This window comes from Paraburkholderia sp. GAS448, assembly GCF_050435685.1.
In the GTDB taxonomy this organism is placed as follows: Bacteria; Pseudomonadota; Gammaproteobacteria; order Burkholderiales; family Burkholderiaceae; genus Paraburkholderia.
Map to the genome: position 1 here is coordinate 358,830 of NZ_JBNDKT010000004.1, position 17,632 is coordinate 376,461.

General features: G+C 64.3%; 15 protein-coding genes. 2 read left to right on the forward strand and 13 right to left on the reverse strand.

Annotated features, from left to right (window positions below; all coding sequences use genetic code 11):
- Positions 1-126: 126 nt before the first annotated feature.
- From lipA to P3T23_RS10595, 5 genes are all read right to left on the reverse strand, one after another.
- Positions 127-1,092 carry a lipoyl synthase gene (gene lipA / locus P3T23_RS10575; RefSeq protein WP_429316100.1) on the reverse strand — a complete coding sequence of 322 codons (966 nt, stop codon included), beginning with the start codon at positions 1,090-1,092 and terminating at the stop codon, positions 127-129.
- Between the two features lie 2 nt (positions 1,093-1,094).
- The gene (locus tag P3T23_RS10580; RefSeq protein WP_429316101.1) at positions 1,095-2,207 is read right to left on the reverse strand and encodes an acetoin dehydrogenase dihydrolipoyllysine-residue acetyltransferase subunit; all 1,113 of its coding nucleotides are present in this window, start codon (positions 2,205-2,207) and stop codon (positions 1,095-1,097) included.
- 3 nt (positions 2,208-2,210) lie between these two features.
- The gene (locus P3T23_RS10585; RefSeq protein WP_429316102.1) at positions 2,211-3,215 is read right to left on the reverse strand and encodes an alpha-ketoacid dehydrogenase subunit beta; all 1,005 of its coding nucleotides are present in this window, start codon (positions 3,213-3,215) and stop codon (positions 2,211-2,213) included.
- Positions 3,216-3,252: 37 nt separating this feature from the next.
- Positions 3,253-4,236 carry a thiamine pyrophosphate-dependent dehydrogenase E1 component subunit alpha gene (locus tag P3T23_RS10590; protein ID WP_429316103.1) on the reverse strand — a complete coding sequence of 328 codons (984 nt, stop codon included), beginning with the start codon at positions 4,234-4,236 and terminating at the stop codon, positions 3,253-3,255.
- An 80-nt stretch (positions 4,237-4,316) separates the two neighbouring features.
- The gene (locus P3T23_RS10595) at positions 4,317-5,375 is read right to left on the reverse strand and encodes an ATP-NAD kinase family protein (protein ID WP_429316104.1); all 1,059 of its coding nucleotides are present in this window, start codon (positions 5,373-5,375) and stop codon (positions 4,317-4,319) included.
- Between the two features lie 429 nt (positions 5,376-5,804).
- On the opposite strand from P3T23_RS10595, the gene P3T23_RS10600 reads away from it, so the two are divergent.
- A complete protein-coding gene (locus P3T23_RS10600; RefSeq protein WP_429316105.1) occupies positions 5,805-7,733 on the forward strand; it encodes a sigma-54-dependent Fis family transcriptional regulator in 1,929 nt (642 codons plus the stop codon).
- 146 nt (positions 7,734-7,879) lie between these two features.
- Here the strand turns inward: P3T23_RS10600 and pcaF are convergent, their stop codons facing one another.
- The 8 genes from pcaF to P3T23_RS10640 form a co-directional block, all read right to left on the reverse strand.
- Positions 7,880-9,082: a 3-oxoadipyl-CoA thiolase gene (gene pcaF, locus P3T23_RS10605; protein ID WP_429316106.1), complete on the reverse strand. Its 1,203-nt coding sequence runs from the start codon at positions 9,080-9,082 to the stop codon at positions 7,880-7,882.
- 405 nt (positions 9,083-9,487) lie between these two features.
- Entirely contained in the window at positions 9,488-10,474 is a 987-nt protein-coding gene (denD, locus tag P3T23_RS10610) for a D-erythronate dehydrogenase (RefSeq protein WP_429316107.1), read from the reverse strand.
- Between the two features lie 19 nt (positions 10,475-10,493).
- Positions 10,494-11,282, reverse strand: a complete 789-nt coding sequence (gene otnI / locus P3T23_RS10615) for a 2-oxo-tetronate isomerase (protein WP_429316108.1) — start codon at positions 11,280-11,282, stop codon at positions 10,494-10,496.
- A gap of 97 nt (positions 11,283-11,379) precedes the next feature.
- The gene (locus P3T23_RS10620) at positions 11,380-12,711 is read right to left on the reverse strand and encodes an MFS transporter (RefSeq protein WP_429316109.1); all 1,332 of its coding nucleotides are present in this window, start codon (positions 12,709-12,711) and stop codon (positions 11,380-11,382) included.
- 129 nt (positions 12,712-12,840) lie between these two features.
- Positions 12,841-13,494 carry an aldolase gene (locus P3T23_RS10625; protein ID WP_429316110.1) on the reverse strand — a complete coding sequence of 218 codons (654 nt, stop codon included), beginning with the start codon at positions 13,492-13,494 and terminating at the stop codon, positions 12,841-12,843.
- Positions 13,494-14,813 carry a 3-oxo-tetronate kinase gene (gene otnK, locus P3T23_RS10630; protein ID WP_429316111.1) on the reverse strand — a complete coding sequence of 440 codons (1,320 nt, stop codon included), beginning with the start codon at positions 14,811-14,813 and terminating at the stop codon, positions 13,494-13,496. Before otnK ends, P3T23_RS10625 begins: the two co-directional genes overlap by 1 nt.
- A gap of 19 nt (positions 14,814-14,832) precedes the next feature.
- Positions 14,833-15,741, reverse strand: a complete 909-nt coding sequence (gene ltnD / locus P3T23_RS10635) for an L-threonate dehydrogenase (protein WP_429316236.1) — start codon at positions 15,739-15,741, stop codon at positions 14,833-14,835.
- Between the two features lie 66 nt (positions 15,742-15,807).
- On the reverse strand, positions 15,808-16,512 hold the full coding sequence (locus tag P3T23_RS10640) for a FadR/GntR family transcriptional regulator (protein ID WP_429316112.1): 705 nt from the start codon (positions 16,510-16,512) through the stop codon (positions 15,808-15,810).
- A gap of 254 nt (positions 16,513-16,766) precedes the next feature.
- Between P3T23_RS10640 and P3T23_RS10645 the strand changes: the two genes are divergently transcribed.
- Positions 16,767-17,597, forward strand: coding sequence for an IclR family transcriptional regulator (locus P3T23_RS10645; protein WP_429316237.1), 831 nt, complete (start codon positions 16,767-16,769; stop codon positions 17,595-17,597).
- Positions 17,598-17,632: the final 35 nt, after the last annotated feature.

The window sequence follows — 17,632 nt, forward strand, 5'->3', positions numbered from 1 at the left end:
GCGCACAAGCAACGGATTGCGGATCCGAAAAATGGCCCACTGCCCTCTGCATCGGCGGGATCTGAGCTTCGTTACCGCAACACCCGCGCTTCCTTCTCCTTGACGAAGAAAGCACGGGCGGTTTTATCAGGCAAGACCCAAGACCTGATCCGCGTGATACGACGATCGCACTAACGGCCCCGCTACCACCTCACGAAATCCCAGCTTCATCCCTTCCTCACGCAACCCATCGAACGTCTCTGGCGGCATGTAACGCCGCACAGGCATATGAAACCGCGACGGTGCCAGATACTGCCCGATCGTCAGCACATCGACATCGTGTGCACGCAAGTCCCGCATCGTCTGCAGCAGTTCGTCATCGGTTTCGCCGAGGCCGACCATCAAACCGGATTTCGTCAGCACCGACCCGTTGGCCCGCTTCACGCGCGCAAGCAGCTCAAGAGACCCGCGATAGTCCGCCCCCGCCCGTGCCGCCCGATACAGCGACGGCACCGTTTCGATGTTGTGATTGAAGACGTCCGGCCACGCCTCGGAAAGCGCCGCCATGGCCCGCTCGATGCGTCCACGAAAATCCGGCGTCAGCACCTCGACGCGGATACCCGGCGCACGCTCGCGCACCGCCTCGACGCACCGTGCAAAGTGCGCGGCGCCCCCATCGCGCAGATCGTCGCGGTCCACCGACGTAATCACGACGTACCGAAGCCGGAGCGCCGCGGCGACGTCCGCGAGCCGCGACGGCTCCTGTTCGTCGAGCGCCTCGGGGCGCCCATGCGCCACGTCACAGAATGCACAGCGACGCGTACAGATCCCTCCCATGATCATGAACGTCGCGGTGCGCTGCGCGAAACATTCGCCGATGTTCGGGCACATCGCCTCCTCGCAGACGGAATGCAGGCGATGCTCGCGCAACACCGCCGCCATGCTGGCGACGGTCTCGCTCATCATCGGCCTCGCATGCAGCCACGGCGGCTTCGGCAACGCGCCGTCGGAGGCGGGCACGATCTTCACCGGAATGCGGGCCAGCTTGTCGCGGCTGCGCAATCCGTGCTGACCGAGCGCCGTCACACTGTCACCCTGTCGCGCGGCGCTCATCGTCATTGCCCGAGGAAGTCGTTGAGCAGGCGGTTCACCTCCGATGCGGCCTCCATCTGCACCATGTGGCCCTTGCCTTCGATCACGTGTACACGAATGTCGCCCTTCAGGCCCTCGGCATGCCGGGCGGGAATGATCTGATCCTCCGAGCCCCAGATGACAAGCGTGCGCGGCGCGAGATCCTTCAGCTTCTCCCGGTAGACGCGCTGCTGCGAACCGCCCTCGAACGCCGACGCAGCGATCTTGCGCAACGCCTCGTCAACACCTTCCAGCCGCTTGTACTTGACGATGTCCTCCACCAGTTGCCGCGTCACGAGCGAGCCGTCCGCGAACAGCTTCGTCAGATGCGGTTTCAGCGTGTTGCGGCTGTTGCCGGCCACGAACCCGTCGATATATTCGCGATTGATCTCTTCTCCGAGCCCCGCACCCGCAATCAGCGCAAGCGAAGCGACACGTTGCGGCGCGCGATCCGCCACGGTCATCGCGACAAGCGAACCCATCGAATGCCCGACGAGATGCGCACGTTCGATGCCGCGATCGTCGAGAAACGCGATTACGTTCGCAGCCAGTTCATCGACGCTTCCCGTCTCGACCGCCTTGCCGGATTCCCCGTGCCCCGGCAGATCAAGCGCCCACACCTCACGATGGGCCGCCAGGTCGGCGTGATTGAAGAGCCAGTTGTTCAGATCGCCGCCGAAGCCGTGAATCAGCACCGCCGGTATGCCGCCCTCGCCGATCTTCAGATAACGCACCGTGCGCCCGCCGATCTGCACCTTCTCCGGTTGCGGGCCGGCGTCGCCGTCCGCAGCGGTCGGCGGCACAAAATCGCGCTGGAACGCCTCGACGGCCGCGTCGATGTCGCCATCGGCCGTTTCGGCATCCGCGACCACGCCAAGCAGCGCGCCGATCGGCAGCGTGTCGCCCTCCTTGGCGATCTGCCTGCGCAACGTGCCGTCGAATGCGCACTCGACGCCCGACGAGATCTTGTCGGTCTCCACGTCGAGCACTTCGTCGCCCTTGCCGACCTTGTCGCCAACCGCCTTCAACCAGCCGTTGACCTGTCCCTGCTCCATCGACAGGCCCCACTTGGGCATCGTAATCATGTGAATCGGCATTGCTCAGCTCCTTACTTTCAGTACGGCGGCGGCGATCTTGTCCGGGGACGGGATGTACATGTCTTCGAGTACGCCTGAGAACGGCACCGGCGTATGCGGCGCGGTAACGAGTTCGATCGGCGCCTTCAGCGAATGAAATGCACGCTCTGCGATGAGCGCCGAGATGTCGGTCGCCATCGAGCAGCGCCGGTTGGCTTCGTCGACGACTACCACGCGCCCGGTGCGTTCGGCGCTTTCGAGGATCGTGTCCTCATCGAGCGGCGACGTCGTGCGCAGATCGATCACGTCCACCTGAACGCCGTCTTTGGCCAGCTTCTCCGCCGCTTCGGTCGCGTAGTGAACCATGCGCCCGTACGTCACGATGGTTGCGTCGTCGCCTTCGCGCACGACATTGGCCTCGCCGAACGGAATCGCGTACGACTCTTCCGGCACATCGCCCTCACGGCTGTACAGCAGCTTGTGCTCGCAAAAGATGACGGGGTCGTTATCGCGGATGGCCTGGATCAAGAGCCCTTTGGCGTCGTAGGGCGTCGACGGGCAGACCACTTTCAGCCCGGGAATATGCGTGAACAGCGACGTGAGCATCTGCGAATGCTGCGCGGCGGCCCGCAGACCTGCGCCCTGCATCGTGCGGATCACGACCGGCGTCACCGCCTTGCCGCCGAACATATAGCGGAATTTCGCGGCCTGGTTGAAGATCTGGTCGAAGCACACGCCCATGAAATCGATGAACATCAGCTCGGCGACCGGGCGCATCCCGCAGGCCGCCGCGCCCACCGCCGTACCGATAAAACCGCCCTCCGACAGCGGCGTGTCGAGCACGCGTCCCGGATACTTGTGAAATAGACCTTTCGTGACGCCGAGCACGCCGCCCCATGCGTCCTGCTCGCCGGGCGAGCCCGCGCCGCCCGCGTTGTCTTCGCCCATCACGATGACGCTTTCATCGCGCGCCATCTCCTGGCTCAGGGCTTCGTTGATCGCCTGAGAGAATGTGATCTTCCGTGCCATGTCTGTCTCCTGAATCGAATGGGTTTGCGTTTGCGCGTTACGGATAGGACACGTAGACGTCCGACAGCAGATCCTCAGCGGTCGGCAGCGGAGCGGCCTTCGCTTCGCTCACGGCGTTGTCGATCAGCTGCTTCACTTTGGCGTCGACACCGCGCAGTTCATCCGGCGTGAGCATCTCAGCGCGCACCACGCGTTCCTCGAAGCGTTTCAGGCAGTCCTTCTCGTCACGCAGTTTCTGCACTTCGCCGGGCGCACGATAGGTCTGCGCATCACCTTCGAAGTGGCCGAAATAGCGCGAGAACTTCACTTCGACGAGCGTCGGGCCACCGCCGTTGCGCGCGCGTTCGATCGCTTCGCCCAGCGCCTCATGCACCGCAAAGAAATCGAAGCCGTCGACGATCACGCCAGGCATGCCGAATCCGCTTGCACGGTCGGCGATGTTGTCCGTCGCCACTGACCACGTCGACGAGGTCGCTTCCGCATAGCCGTTGTTCTCCGCGACGAAGATCACCGGCAGACGCCATACGGACGCGAGATTCATCGATTCGAAGATCACGCCCTGGTTCGATGCGCCATCACCGAAGAAGCACACGCCAACGCCGCCGGTTTTCTTCTGCTTCGCGGCAAGCGCCGCGCCGCAGACAAGCGGCCCGCCCGCGCCGACGATGCCGTTTGCCCCCAGCATGCCTTTCGACAGGTCGGCGATATGCATCGAGCCGCCCTTGCCGTGACATACGCCGGTCCTGCGGCCATAGATCTCGGCCATCATGCCGCGCACGTCCACGCCTTTGGCGATGCAATGCCCGTGACCGCGGTGCGTGGTCGCGACGTAGTCCACATCACTCAGATGCAGCATCGTGCCCACCGCTGACGCTTCTTCGCCGGCATACAGGTGCACGAAACCAGGAATCTCGCCGGTCGCGAATTCGACGTGCAGACGTTCCTCGAACTCGCGAATCGTGCGCATCATCCGATACGCCTCCAGCAGTTTTTCCTTGCCCAACTGACTCGAAACAGACATGGTGCGTCTCCTTTTAGCGATTTCGCTGCTTGCAGAAATAAGCGTCGAACGAAGCCAGCTGCTTCGGCCGACGCGGGTTACTACAATCTGTCGTGCGGCGCGAGTTCGCGCATCAACTGCCGTGACGCCGAAAAGCGCAGCACGCGTTCGACATCCACGGTCAATGGCCCCGCCCAGTCGAGCGAGATTTCGTAGCGGTCGCCCCGCTCCAGTTCGATTTCGCGTTCGCCGTCGAACGCAAGCGTGCCGTGCTCAGCATGAAGCGGCATCCAGTAACCGGTTTCGAAGCGTTCGCAGGTGCGCATCGTCACCTGATCGACCCGTCCGGGCGCGATGGGCGCGATGATCGGCACACCCGTCTCTCCAGGACGTGCAAACGTCAGGTGCAGGCCATGCGAAGCGGCGCGATCGACAGGCGCCCACGCGCCGCCAATCGACGAAAGCCCGATGCCGTCCGGTGCGGCGAACGTGAGAAAGAGCGTCTCGATGTCCGCCGGCTCCGATATGGCGCGCGCGCCGACGAAACGCTGCCGGCTCACGCACACGTCGACGAGTGCGATTTCTTCGCGGCCCCGATTGGGCCCCTCGACGCAGCGGACCACGAGCCGCTTGTTGCGCGTGAGCGCAACATCCGCCGGCACCGCGCCCGAAGCCACCAGCGCGCCAGCCAGTCCTGCAACGGTTGCTTCGCGCAGGTCTGGAAAGGCATTGTTGGTGCCGGTGGAAAGCGTGAGCAGCGGCACGTCGCCACAATGCGCCGCCACCGCCCGATGCGTGCCGTCGCCGCCCAGCACGGCAATCAGGTTCACGCCGCAGCGGACCATCTGCGCGACGCCGGCATGGGTGTCGGCCACGCTGTCGGTAAAGGGCAACTGGAGGAATTCCACTTCGGGCCAGCGCCGATGTGCGCCCACCGCTGAATGGGTTTCGAGCGCCCGCAACAGCAAGGCGGCGATGCCGGTCTTGTCGCGCAGCGTCAGCACCCGTTCGACGCAGGTCGCGCCGAGACCGGCCAGCAAACGCACAACCATGTTGGCTTTTTCCGCTGTCGGAAACACGGATGCGTGCGTGGTCAGTCGCCGGATATCGCGACCCGATGCGGGGTTTGCAATCACGCCGACAGTGACGGGGAATGCCACGGGCTTGTCTCCTGCCTGCGAAATCGCGGGCCTTGTTTATGGAAGCGCGCTCGGCGCTTCGTGATAACGGAGACACTGCAAAGCATGTGCCAAAACGCCCTGATGTCTGCTGCCAGCGATTAAAGCCCCGTATTTAAAGGACTTTCTGAGAGCGACCAACGGTCGGGACCTCGCAACAATCTGTCGCGCGATCTCGTATGCTGCATCGCATTCGCGTGCCTGGCGATGAAGCACCTTGCAACACCTCGCCCGGAGAGACAGCGCGGATCCCCACGGGGCGAGCCTTCCCGCACCGTTGAGACTGTCTCGCTCATCCCTGAGACAAACGTCTCACGTGTCTCGCGTGCTGCATTGCAATGTGATCGCCCCTGCGAGTTGTGCTACAAGGACGTACCTGATCTCCTATGTGTCGCTCGACTGGAGTCGACCATGCCTTACGTCCCGCAAACCCAGCACGTCGATCGTGTACGCGGCGCCATCGAAGGGCGCTTGCCCGCCCCCGCCGGATCGCCGCGGCTCGTGTCGTCGTGGCAGCGTTCGTTCGAAACCTACCGGCTCGACCCGGGCTCGGTGATCGGCCCGCGCGTGCTGACGACGTCCGAGCTGCGCGAAATCCAGGGCAAGGAAGAAGCCTTTTTACGGGCGTCGGGGCAATGCCTGTCGCGCCTGCACGACATGATCCGCGTCGCAGACTACTGCGTGATGTTGACCGACGCCCACGGCGTCACGATCGATTACCGGATCGATCGCGACCGGCGCAGTCACTTCAAGCACGCGGGGCTCTATATCGGCTCGTGCTGGTCGGAGCGCGAGGAAGGCACCTGCGGCGTGGCGAACGTGCTGACGGACCTCGCGCCGATCACCGTGCACAAGACCGATCATTTTCGCGCCGCGTTTACGACGCTCACGTGCAGCGCGGCGCCCATTTTCGCGCCGACAGGCGAACTGATCGGCGTACTCGATGCGTCCGCGGTGCAGTCGCCCGACAATCGCGACAGTCAGCGTCTGGTGTTTCAACTGGTGCGACAAAGCGCCGGTTTGATAGAGGACGGCTACTTTCTCAACCAGACCACGCAGCACTGGATCCTCTTCGGCCATGCGAGCCGCAACTTCGTCGAGGCGCAGCCGGAAATCCTGATCGCGTTCGATGAATGCGGCAACATCGTCGCGACCAACCGCAAGGCGAACGAATCCATCCCGGGCCTGGGCGGCCCGCGCCATATCGAAGAGATCTTCGATACGTCCGACATGCATCTGCACGACATCGCGCGCACCGACACGATCGTCGGACTCCGACTGCGCGCCAACGGCGCAACGCTGTATGCGCGCATCCGCGCGCCGATGCGGCGCCCGGCCCGCACAGCGTCGAGCGCCCCGCCACGCGAAACACAGGCCGACAGCCATCTCGGCGCGATCGGCCGCTTTCTGCGCAGCGCCGATCCACGGATCGCGCACAACGCGGAGGTGGCGTTGCGCATCGCCGGAAAACGGCTGCCTGTCCTGATCCTCGGCGAGACGGGCGTCGGCAAGGAAGTGTTTGCGCGGGCGATTCACGACGCCGGAGTGCGGCGGGCCCGTCCCTTCATCGCGGTGAATTGCGGCGCGATTCCCGAGCCACTGATCGAAAGCGAACTGTTCGGCTATGCGCCCGGCGCATTCACAGGCGCACGCAGCCGCGGCGCACGCGGCAAGATCGTGCAGGCGCACGGCGGCACCCTGTTTCTCGATGAGATCGGCGATATGCCGCTCAGTTTGCAGACACGTCTGTTGCGCGTGCTGGCCGAAGGAGAAGTGGTTCCCCTTGGCGGCGACGCGCCGGTGCGGGTCGACATCGACGTGATCTGCGCCACGCACCGCAGTCTCACGCAGATGGTGGACGACGGCACGTTTCGCGAAGACCTGTATTACCGCCTGAGCGGCGCGACGCTCTCCATGCCGCCGCTGCGCGAACGCGCGGACATCCGCGATGTGATCGACATCGTGTTCGATGAAGAAGCGCAGGGTGCGGGGCACGTGCTGACGCTCGACGCGCGTCTCGCGGAACGGCTCTGCGCATTTGCGTGGCCGGGGAATATCCGCCAGTTGCGCAACGTGCTGCGATACGCGTGCGCGGTCTGCGATTCGACGCGAGTCGAGTTGCGGCATGTGTCGCCGGATGTGGCAGCGCAACTGGTGCCGGATGCCGCTCCCGAGTTGCCGTTGAAATCAGGCGAAACCGATGAGCGGGCGCGCATTGTCGAAGCGCTCACGCAAAACCATTGGCGACCCAATGCGGCCGCGCAGGCGCTGGGCATTTCGCGGGCGACGTTGTATCGACGGATCGCAAAGCTGGAGATCGTCGGTCCGCACCGGTGCTGACTTCTCCGGTCACGGTGCATTGAGCGCCACTACACGCTCGGCGAGTTGTCGCTATCGACTGAAATGCGAAAAAAGCCGGCCGCTCAAAACGGCGAAAAAAACGCCGCAAAAGCGGCGTTTCCGAAGCGTAGGTTACCGGGCGAAAATCAGACCCGCTCAATAGCGATCGCAATCCCCTGCCCGACACCGATGCACATCGTGCACAACGCGAAGCGGCCCTTCGTGCGCTGCAACTGATACATCGCGGTCGTCACGAGACGCGCGCCGCTCATCCCAAGCGGATGGCCGAGTGCAATCGCGCCGCCGTTCGGGTTCACACGTGCATCGTCGTCCGCCACGCCGAGCATGCGCAGCACGGCCAGCCCCTGCGATGCGAAGGCTTCATTCAGTTCGATCACGTCGAACTGGTCGATCGTCATGTTCAGACGCGCGAGCAGCTTTTGCGTTGCCGGCGCCGGTCCGATGCCCATCACACGCGGTGCAACACCTGCCGTGGCGATACCCAGCACACGTGCGCGCGGCGTGAGGCCGAAGCGCTTGGCGGTGTCTTCATTGGCGAGCAGCAACGCGGCGGCGCCGTCGTTCACGCCCGAGGCATTGCCAGCCGTCACCGAGCCGTCCGGGCGCACGACGCCCTTCAGCTTGGCCAGCGTTTCGAGGCTCGTTTCACGCGGATGCTCGTCCTGCGAAACGATCATGGGATCGCCCTTTTTCTGCGCCACCGACACCGATACGATTTCCTGCGCGAGCGTGCCGTCGCGCTGTGCACGCGCGGCTTTCTGCTGGCTGCGCAGCGCGAAGGCGTCCTGATCCGCGCGGCTGACCTCGTAGTCTTGCGCGACGTTTTCGCCGGTTTCCGGCATCGAATCGACACCGTATTGCTGCTTCATCAACTTGTTGACGAAGCGCCAGCCGATCGTGGTGTCATAGATTGCGGCTTCGCGCGAGAATGCGCTCGTGGCCTTGCCCATCACGAACGGCGCGCGGCTCATGCTTTCGACGCCCCCTGCCAGCATCAGTGCCGCTTCGCCCGACTTGATCGCGCGCGCGGCAATACCGACTGCGTCCATGCCCGAACCGCACAGGCGGTTGACCGTCGAGCCGGGCACGCCCTGCGGCAGGCCAGCCAGCAGCAGCGACATGCGCGCGACGTTACGGTTGTCTTCACCGGCCTGATTCGCGCAGCCGTAGATCACATCGTCGATCGCGGACCAGTCAACATCCTTGTTGCGCTCCATCAGCGCCTTGAGCGGCACCGCGCCCAGGTCATCGGCGCGCACGGACGACAGCGAACCCGCATAGCGGCCGATCGGGGTGCGAATTGCGTCGCACAGGAAAGCTTCAGTCATGTGATGTCTCCAGTTTGTGGGCTGCGCCGCCTCGTCTTGCCGGCCGCCAGCCTGAGCGCGAAATCTGCCCGCCGGGGCATCCTTCACGACGAGCGGACGAACATTCCGTCAAGCCCCGCCGCCCTGCGGCAGTGGCTCCCACGCCGCTCATCGCGGGATCGGAACGGTTAAAATCGACAGGTCCAATTTGTTCTATGGACGAACAATAGGTCATATATCGAACAATTAGCCACGATGATAGGCGTGGCCCGGAAAGTGTGTCAAGCAGCGCGGCTATGGAAACAGGGTATACGCCCGGTGGAAAACGTGGGGCACAAATGCAGCGGACGCAAACGCTTCTTTTGCGTCCGCGTCCGCAGGCAGGCCGCGGGCCGCGGCCCGGGCGAGAGAGAGAGCGATGAATCGTCAGCGGGATTCGAAACGGGGCTTTTCGTCTTCGATATAGCTTCGAATGACGTCTGCAAACGTGCGGTCGCCGGAGAGACCCAGTTGCACCGCACGCGACGTATCCCACCGTCCCGGCCAGCTGCCGACAATCTTCTCGACACGCGGATCGGCCTTCCACTCTATCCGCTTGACCGCTTCGTCGCCCGCCACCTCGCGCAACGCGTCGATCATCTCGTCGACGCTGACGGAAATGCCGGGCAGATTGAGCGTGCGGTGATTGCCGAGCGTTTCGGCGGCAATCTCGCAGCCCGCAATCAGCGACTCGATTGCCTTGCGCGGCGACAGCAGCCACAGACGCGTGCTGCCCGCGACCGGGCACACCGCCGTTTCGCCATTCAGCGGCTCGCGAATGATTCCGCTCGCGAACGACGATGCCGCCGCATTCGGTTTGCCCGGCCGCACGCTAATGGTGGGCAACCGCAGCACGCGGCCATCCACGAAACCGCGCCGTGCGTAGTCGTTCAGCAGTAGTTCGGCAATCGCTTTCTGCGCGCCGTAGGAGGATTGCGGATTCAGCGCCGTGTCGTCCTGCACGACGTCAGGCAGATCGCCGCCATAAACTGCCACGGAACTCGTAAACACGACGCGCGGCCGGTGCCCACGCATCCGGCACACATCGAGCAGCAGCCGCGACGCATCGAGATTGATCCGCATGCCCAGATCGAAATCCGCCTCCGCCTGACCGCTGACGATCGCCGCGAGGTGGAAGATTGCCGCCGTTTCCGTATCGATCAGCCGCTCCAGCACGGCGCGATCCGCGATATCGCCTACTTCGGCGCGCACGCGGCTGTCGCTGAAACCCTCGGCGCGCACAACATCGAGCAGCACCAGTTCATCGATGGGCCGCAGCGCTCCGTCCACGTTCTTGAGTCCGCCGCGCGCAAGCAGTTCGCGCGCAAGGCGCTGGCCGAGAAACCCCGCGCCGCCGGTAATCAGTACTTTCATGGTGTCAGTGATCCTTCAGTCAGACGTTTCTTTTCAGCCACGGCTTGAGCCAGCCCAGCCCCGCCGATGTCGCGGCTCGAGGCCGGTATTCGCAGCCAATCCAGCCGTCGTAGCCGAGCGAGTCGATCAGTTCGAACAGGTATGGGTAATTCAGTTCGCCGATATCCGGTTCGTGCCGCTCGGGAACGCCCGCGATCTGGATGTGACCGATCCGCGGCATGTCGCGCTTCAGCTTCACGGCGAGATCGCCTTCGACGATCTGGCAGTGATAGCAGTCGAACTGCACCTGCAGGTTCGGCGCACCGACTTCCGCGCAGATCGCCTGTGCATCGTCCTGGCGATTCAGGAAAAAGCCCGGGATGTCGCGCGTATTGATCGGCTCGATCACGATCGTGATGCCGTCGGCCTGCGCAGCCTTCGCTGCATAAGCGAGATTTTGCAGATAGATCTCGCGGTGACGTTCGCGCGACTCATCTGGCGCGATCAGCCCGGCCATCACGTGCAGCTTGCGATTGCCGAGCACGCGCGCGTAGCCGAGCGCGGTGTCGACACTGCGGCGGAACTCGTCTTCGCGGCCCGGCAACGAGGCAATGCCGCGCTCGCCCGCTGCCCAGTCGCCCGGCGGCGCATTGAAGAGCGCCTGCGTCAGTTGATGTTCGTCGAGCCGCGCCTTCAGGTCCGCAGCGGGAAAGTCGTAAGGGAACAGGAACTCGACGGCCTTGAAACCGTCTCGCGCCGCGGCGGCGAAGCGGTCGAGGAACGCGTGTTCGTTGTACATCATTGTCAGGTTGGCGGCGAAGCGCGGCATCGAAGTGACTCCTTGATCTGTTGTGACGCCGGAAGCGCTGCGCTTCCGGCGTGCCTGTCATCGCGTGACCCGTGCGACAGGCGTGTCTAACGGTTGTCTAACGGTCGACGAGTTTTGCCGGCGTCATGAACACGGCGATGGCGCCGATCACGAGCATGCCGGCCAGCACGTACATGCCGGTCTGCGTGCTGTGCGTGAGATCCTTCAGGTAACCGATCATATACGGGCTGGCAAACCCGGCAAGGTTGCCGATCGAATTGATGATCGCGATCCCTGCGGCTGCCGTTGCGCCCGACATGAACGCCGTCGGCAGCGACCAGAAGAGCGGCGCGCAGGTCAGCACGCCAGCCGCGGCGAGCGACAGGAACACGATCGACACCACTGTATTGCTTGCGAACGACGCCGCGATCGTAAAGCCGATCGCACCGAACAACGCGGGCACGATCAGATGCCAGCGACGCTCGCGCCGCTTGTCCGCGCTATGCCCCATCACGTTCATCACCACGATCGCAACCAGGAAAGGAATCGCGCTCAAGAGACCGATATTGAACGCCCCTGTCACGCCAGTCGACTTGACGAGCGTCGGCATCCAGAAGGTCAGCCCGTACTGGCCCGTCACGAAAGTGAAGTAGATCAGCGACATCCACCACGTGCGCGGATCGCGAAACACTGCGCCAAGCGAATGCGACTTCGCGTGCTCCTGCGGCTGCGCGGCGATCTCGTCGGCCAGCAGCTTCTTTTCGGGGGCGGTCAGCCACCTGGCACCGGCGATGCCGTTGTCGAGATAGAGGATCGTCGCGATACCGATGGCGATCGCCGGAATGGCCTCGATCAGGAACATCCATTGCCAGCCGGCAAATCCGTGGCCGCCGTGGAAAGTCTGCATGATCCAGCCCGACAGCGGATTGCCGAAGATGCCCGATACCGGGATCGCCGACATGAAGACCGCGATGATCTTCGCGCGCCGGTGCGACGGAAACCAGTACGTCAGGTAGAGAATCACGCCCGGGTAGAAGCCGGCTTCGGCAAGCCCGAGCAGGAATCGCAACGCATAGAACTGCCCCGGCGTCTTCACGAAGACGAAGAGCGCCGACAGGATGCCCCACGTGATCATGATCCGCGCAATCCAGATGCGCGCGCCGAGCTTGTGCATCAGGATGTTGCTCGGCAATTCGAACAGGAAGTACCCGAGGAAGAAAATCCCGGCGCCGAGACCGAACACCGTTTCACTGAACGAGAGATCCTGCGACATCTGCAGCTTCGCGAAACCGACGTTGACACGGTCGAGATAGGCGACGACATAGCACAGCATCAGGAACGGGACGATGCGCCAGAACACCTTGCTGTAGGTGCCCTCGACGTCGGTGGCTCCGGGTTGTCCGGCGGCCTGCGTGGCGGGGCGGACAGAAGCCGCCTGATACGAAGTCATGAATCGTCTCCTTCAGATAGGTCGCCGTCGACGATCCGCCCGCTGGCGGTCATCCGGCTTTGCTTGCAAGCGGTCGATGCGGTGAGTGGCGCCACGGGTGTCACCCTGATGCCGCCGTCCACTGGCGGATTACCATCGCGCGCCAAATACCGTGCGCAGTTCTTCGAGCGACGCCTCGTCGAGCGGTTCGGGACGCGGGCTCGACATCAGCCACAGCCGCGCGGTTTCCTCGAGTTCCTCGAGTGCATACGACGCCTGCGATACCGACCGCTCCCATACCACCGGACCGAGCCGCTCCAGCAGGACGCCGCGAACCTTGTCTGCGAGCGCTGCGATCTGTTCGGCGACCTGCGGGTCGCCGGGACGGCGGTAGCGGATCAGCGGAACGTGGCCCACCTTCATCACGTAGTACGGCGTAATCGGCGGCAGCACGTCGGTTTCGCTCCAGACACCGGCGAGCGTCAGCGCAACCAGATGGGTCGAATGGGTATGCACGATGCCGCGCGTATCGGCATTGCGCGCATAGATACCGCGATGCAGCGCCAGGGTCTTCGACGGCCGCCCACCAGAGACGGCGTTACCGTCCAGGTCGACCCTCGCGATGTCGGCGGGATCGAGACGGCCGAGGCACGCGTCGGTGGGCGTAATCAGCCAGCCGTCGTCGAGGCGCGCGCTGATGTTGCCCGCGCTGCCCACTGTATAGCCCCGCGCATACAGGCTCGCGCCCACGCTGCAGATCTCCTCGCGGATCTTCGCGTCGCTGCTCGTGTGGATCGCCACCATCACGCGGCTCCGTCAAGATGACGCAGCGCCTTCACAAAGAAGTCGGTCGCGCCGAAGTTGCCCGATTTGAGCGCGAGCGCGAGTGGCTCTGCATCGATGGTCGCAGTAGCGGGCACACCCGGATCGATCTGCGCGCCGATGCGCAGCGTTCGCACGCCGAGCGCCTGCACGACTGCGCCCGATGTCTCGCCACCCGCGACGACGAACTTGCGCACGCCGAGTTCGCGCAGTCCGCTGGCAATCGATGCCAGCGTGCGTTCGACGAGGTGCCCGGCTTCTGCGACGCCGAGTTCACGCTGCACGGCCTTGACCTCGTCGGGTGTCGCCGTTGCATAGATCAGCACGGGCTGCGGCGTAGCCGCGCCGAAGTGCTCGCGCGCGAAGGCCAGCGCCTGCTCGACCACGGTCTCGCCGCGCGCCGCGGCAAGCGGATCGACGCGAAACGCTGGCCGCGTTTCGCGCCACGCGGCGACCTGGGCGTTCGTTGCCCTGGACGCGCTGCCGGCGAGGACCACCGAGCGCCCCGCTACGCTGGGCAAATGGCTCGCGTCCGCCGTTCCGGCTAGCAGTTGCGCGCGACGGAAGTTCGCTGGCAAGCCAAGCGCGATGCCCGATCCGCCGGTCACAAGCGGCAGATCGGCGCAGGCTTCGCCCAGCGTGTAGAGATCAGCGTCCGACAACGCATCGGTGATCGCCACGCGCACGCCGTCACGCTGCAACGCGGCCATCGACTCGCGCGTGGCTGGCACGCCCTTCGCCACCGCGTCATAGCGCACGAGGCCGACTTTCGAGGCCGTCTGCCGCTGCAGCACGCGCACCAGGTTCGCATCCGTCATCGGCGTGAGCGGATGGTTCTCCATGCCGGATTCGTTCAGCAGCGTATCGCCGACGAACAGGTGACCTCGATAGATCGTGCGTCCGTTTTCCGGGAAGGCCGGACAGGCGATCGTAAAGCCGCTCTCGCCTTTCGCTGCGCCATCGGACAGCGCATCGAGCAACGCATCCGTCACGGGCCCGATGTTGCCGGCGTCGGTCGAATCGAAGGTCGAGCAATACTTGAAAAAGAACTGACGGCACCCTTGCGCGTGCAACCAGTCGAGCGCGGCAAGCGATTGCGCGACAGCGTCCGCGGCCGGGATCGTGCGCGACTTCAGCGCAACCACCAGGGCATCCGCATCGAGGCTCTCGTGTGAATCGGGCACGCCAATGGTCTGCACGGTGCGCATGCCGCCGCGCACCAGCATGTTCGCGAGATCGGTGGCGCCGGTGAAATCGTCGGCGATGCAGCCGAGCAAAGGCTTCTGTGTGGAACCTGTCATAGCGGTCGGACTCCAGCGGTCAAAGCGCTGCCGGCACGTCGATGCCCGGGAAAATCTTGATGACCGCGGAGTCGTCTTCGCCTCCGTGTCCGGCGGTCGACGCCATCATGAACATCTGGTGCGCCGCCGCCGACAGCGGCAACGGAAATTTCGTCGCGCGTGCGGTATCGAGGACAAGCCCGAGATCCTTGACGAAGATATCGACGGCGGACAGCGGCGTGTAGTCGCCCTTCAGGATATGCGGCACGCGGTTCTCGAACATCCACGAATTGCCGGCGCTGTGCGTAATGACGTCGTACAGCGCGTCCGGGTCGACGCCTTCGCGCAGGCCGAGCGCCATCGCTTCGGCGGCCGCGGCGATATGCACACCCGCGAGCAGCTGGTTGATGATCTTCACCTTCGAGCCGACACCGTGTGCCGGGCCCAGCCGGTACACCTTGCCCGCGATCGCCGCCAGAACGGCTTCAGCACCTTCGTAAGCGGCGGCCGGACCGGACGTCATCATCGTCATTTCACCCGATGCCGCGCGCGCCGCGCCACCCGATACCGGTGCGTCCAGCATCTGCAGCCCTGCCGCTTCGACGCGCCGGCCGAGTTCGATCGCGAATTCGGGAGACACCGTCGCGCTGGCGATCACCACACCGCCTGGCTTCATCGCCGCGACCGCGCCTGTTTCGCCGAACAGCACGGCTTCGGTCTGCGCGGCATTGACGACGAGCGTGATGACCACATCGCACTGCGCGCCTAGTTCCGCCGGGTTCGCACACGCGATGCCGCCTTCCGCCGCGAACGCCTGCAGCACATCGCTGCGCACATCGCAGGCGTGAACGCGCAGACCCGCACGCAACAGCGAGCGCGCGACGCCCAGCCCCATCGCGCCCAAACCAACGACTCCGACATTTCTCGACATGCTCTTCCTCTGAAAAATTGCGCTTCTCACGAACCGTGACGGCGTGTCCGGCTCAACATCCGGCTCATCAGGTCAGCGTCCCATTCAACAGATCCCGGCTTCCGCCAGACGACGGGCCGCGTTGTACATGTGGGTTCGCGCGGCGTTGCGTGCCGCCATCGGATCGCCAGCACGGATCGCGGCCGTAATCGCCGCATGCTCTTCGCGCACCTGCCGCGAGAAGTCCTCGCGCAGCGCCTCGTTGCGACGTGTCACGACCGTCCCCGCTTCCAGGTACTGGTTCAGAAAGGTCAGCGTCTTGAGGAAATAAGGATTGCCGGTGGCCACCGCAATCGCGCGATGAAAAGCCACGTCTTCGGCCACGCCGTCCTCGCCCTCGGCGACGGCCTCGTCGATTCTGGCAAGCGCGGCATCGATGGCTGCCATGTCGCTGTCGCTGCGGCGCATCGCCGCCTCAGAGGCGACTTCGGCCTCGATGGCGCGGCGCAGTGCGAGGATCTGCAGCACCGAGCCCGCCTCGACGGCTTCCGCGTAATCGATGCGCAACGGACGGATCGCGCCGTGTGCGGCGATGTACACCCCGCTACCCTGGCGCGGCTCGACCACCCCTTCGTTCTTCAGACGGGAGATCGCTTCGCGGATCACCGTGCGGCTGACGCCGAACTGCTCGGCCAGCACGGCTTCAGTGGGCAGCTTGCCGCCGCGGGCGAAGGTGCCCTTGTCGATCTGCTTGAGGAGTTGCTGCGCGACGGTGTCACTGAGCGCCCGCGCTGGAATTTTCTCGAACATCACGGTCTCGATTGATCATGTTATGTGGTCATCATACAAATTTTGCTTGACCAAGGCATCCGCAGTAACCCTGGGCGCTCAATGCGATTGCAAAATATGGGAGGCCCCCAACGAACTTTTCTGCAAGGTTGGCGAAATGCGAGGCATAAGCTATCGTCACGGCTTTCCGTGCAGTGGTCATGGCCCGCGCACAACGCTTCCCCCAGAGGTCTATGAGCAAAGCTCCCCAGGCGCCCGCTTCACGGCCCGCTTCAATGCCCACAAGGCAGCCCGACCAGCAGCCCGATCCGCAGTCCGCGGCATTGCCGGACGCACCGGACAAGCCGGGCGATTCGTACGTGCAGTCGTTCGCACGCGGTCTCGGCGTGATCCGCGCGTTCAATGCAGAGCGCCCCGAACAGACGCTCACCGACGTCGCCACCGCCACCGGCCTGACGCGCGCGGGGGCACGCCGGATCCTGCTCACGCTGCAGACGCTCGGCTACGTCGAAGCCGAAGGGCGGCTGTTCCGGCTCACGCCGAAGATTCTCGATCTCGGCTTCGCCTACCTGACCTCGATGCCGTTCTGGAATCTCGCCGAGCCGGTGATGGAAGAACTGTCGGCGCAGGTTCACGAAAGCTGCTCGGCAGCGGTGCTCGACCGCACGGAGATCGTCTATGTGCTGCGGATGCCCACGCACAAGATCATGACGATCAACCTTTCGATTGGCAGCCGTCTGCCGGCGTATTGCACGTCGATGGGCCGCGTGCTGCTCGCCGCCCTCGACGACGACACGCTCGAAGCCACCCTGAATTCGTCGCCGCTTTACGCGCACACGCCGCGCACGGTCACCGACAAGGAAGAGTTGAAGAAGGTCATTGCGCAGGTGCGTCGCCAGGGTTGGGCGATCGTCGATCAGGAACTGGAGGCCGGTCTGATTTCGCTGTCGGCGCCGATCCGCAATCGCCAGGGCCGCATCATCGCGGCGATGAACATCAGCGGAAACGCACAGCGCAATTCAGCGAAGCAGATGGTGAAGGCGTTTCTCGAACCGCTGCAGCATGCCGCGCAAACGGTCTCGGAGATGGTCGCGCGACGCGGCTGAGCGCCGGCCGCGCGTAGCTGGCGGTTCTGCCTGGT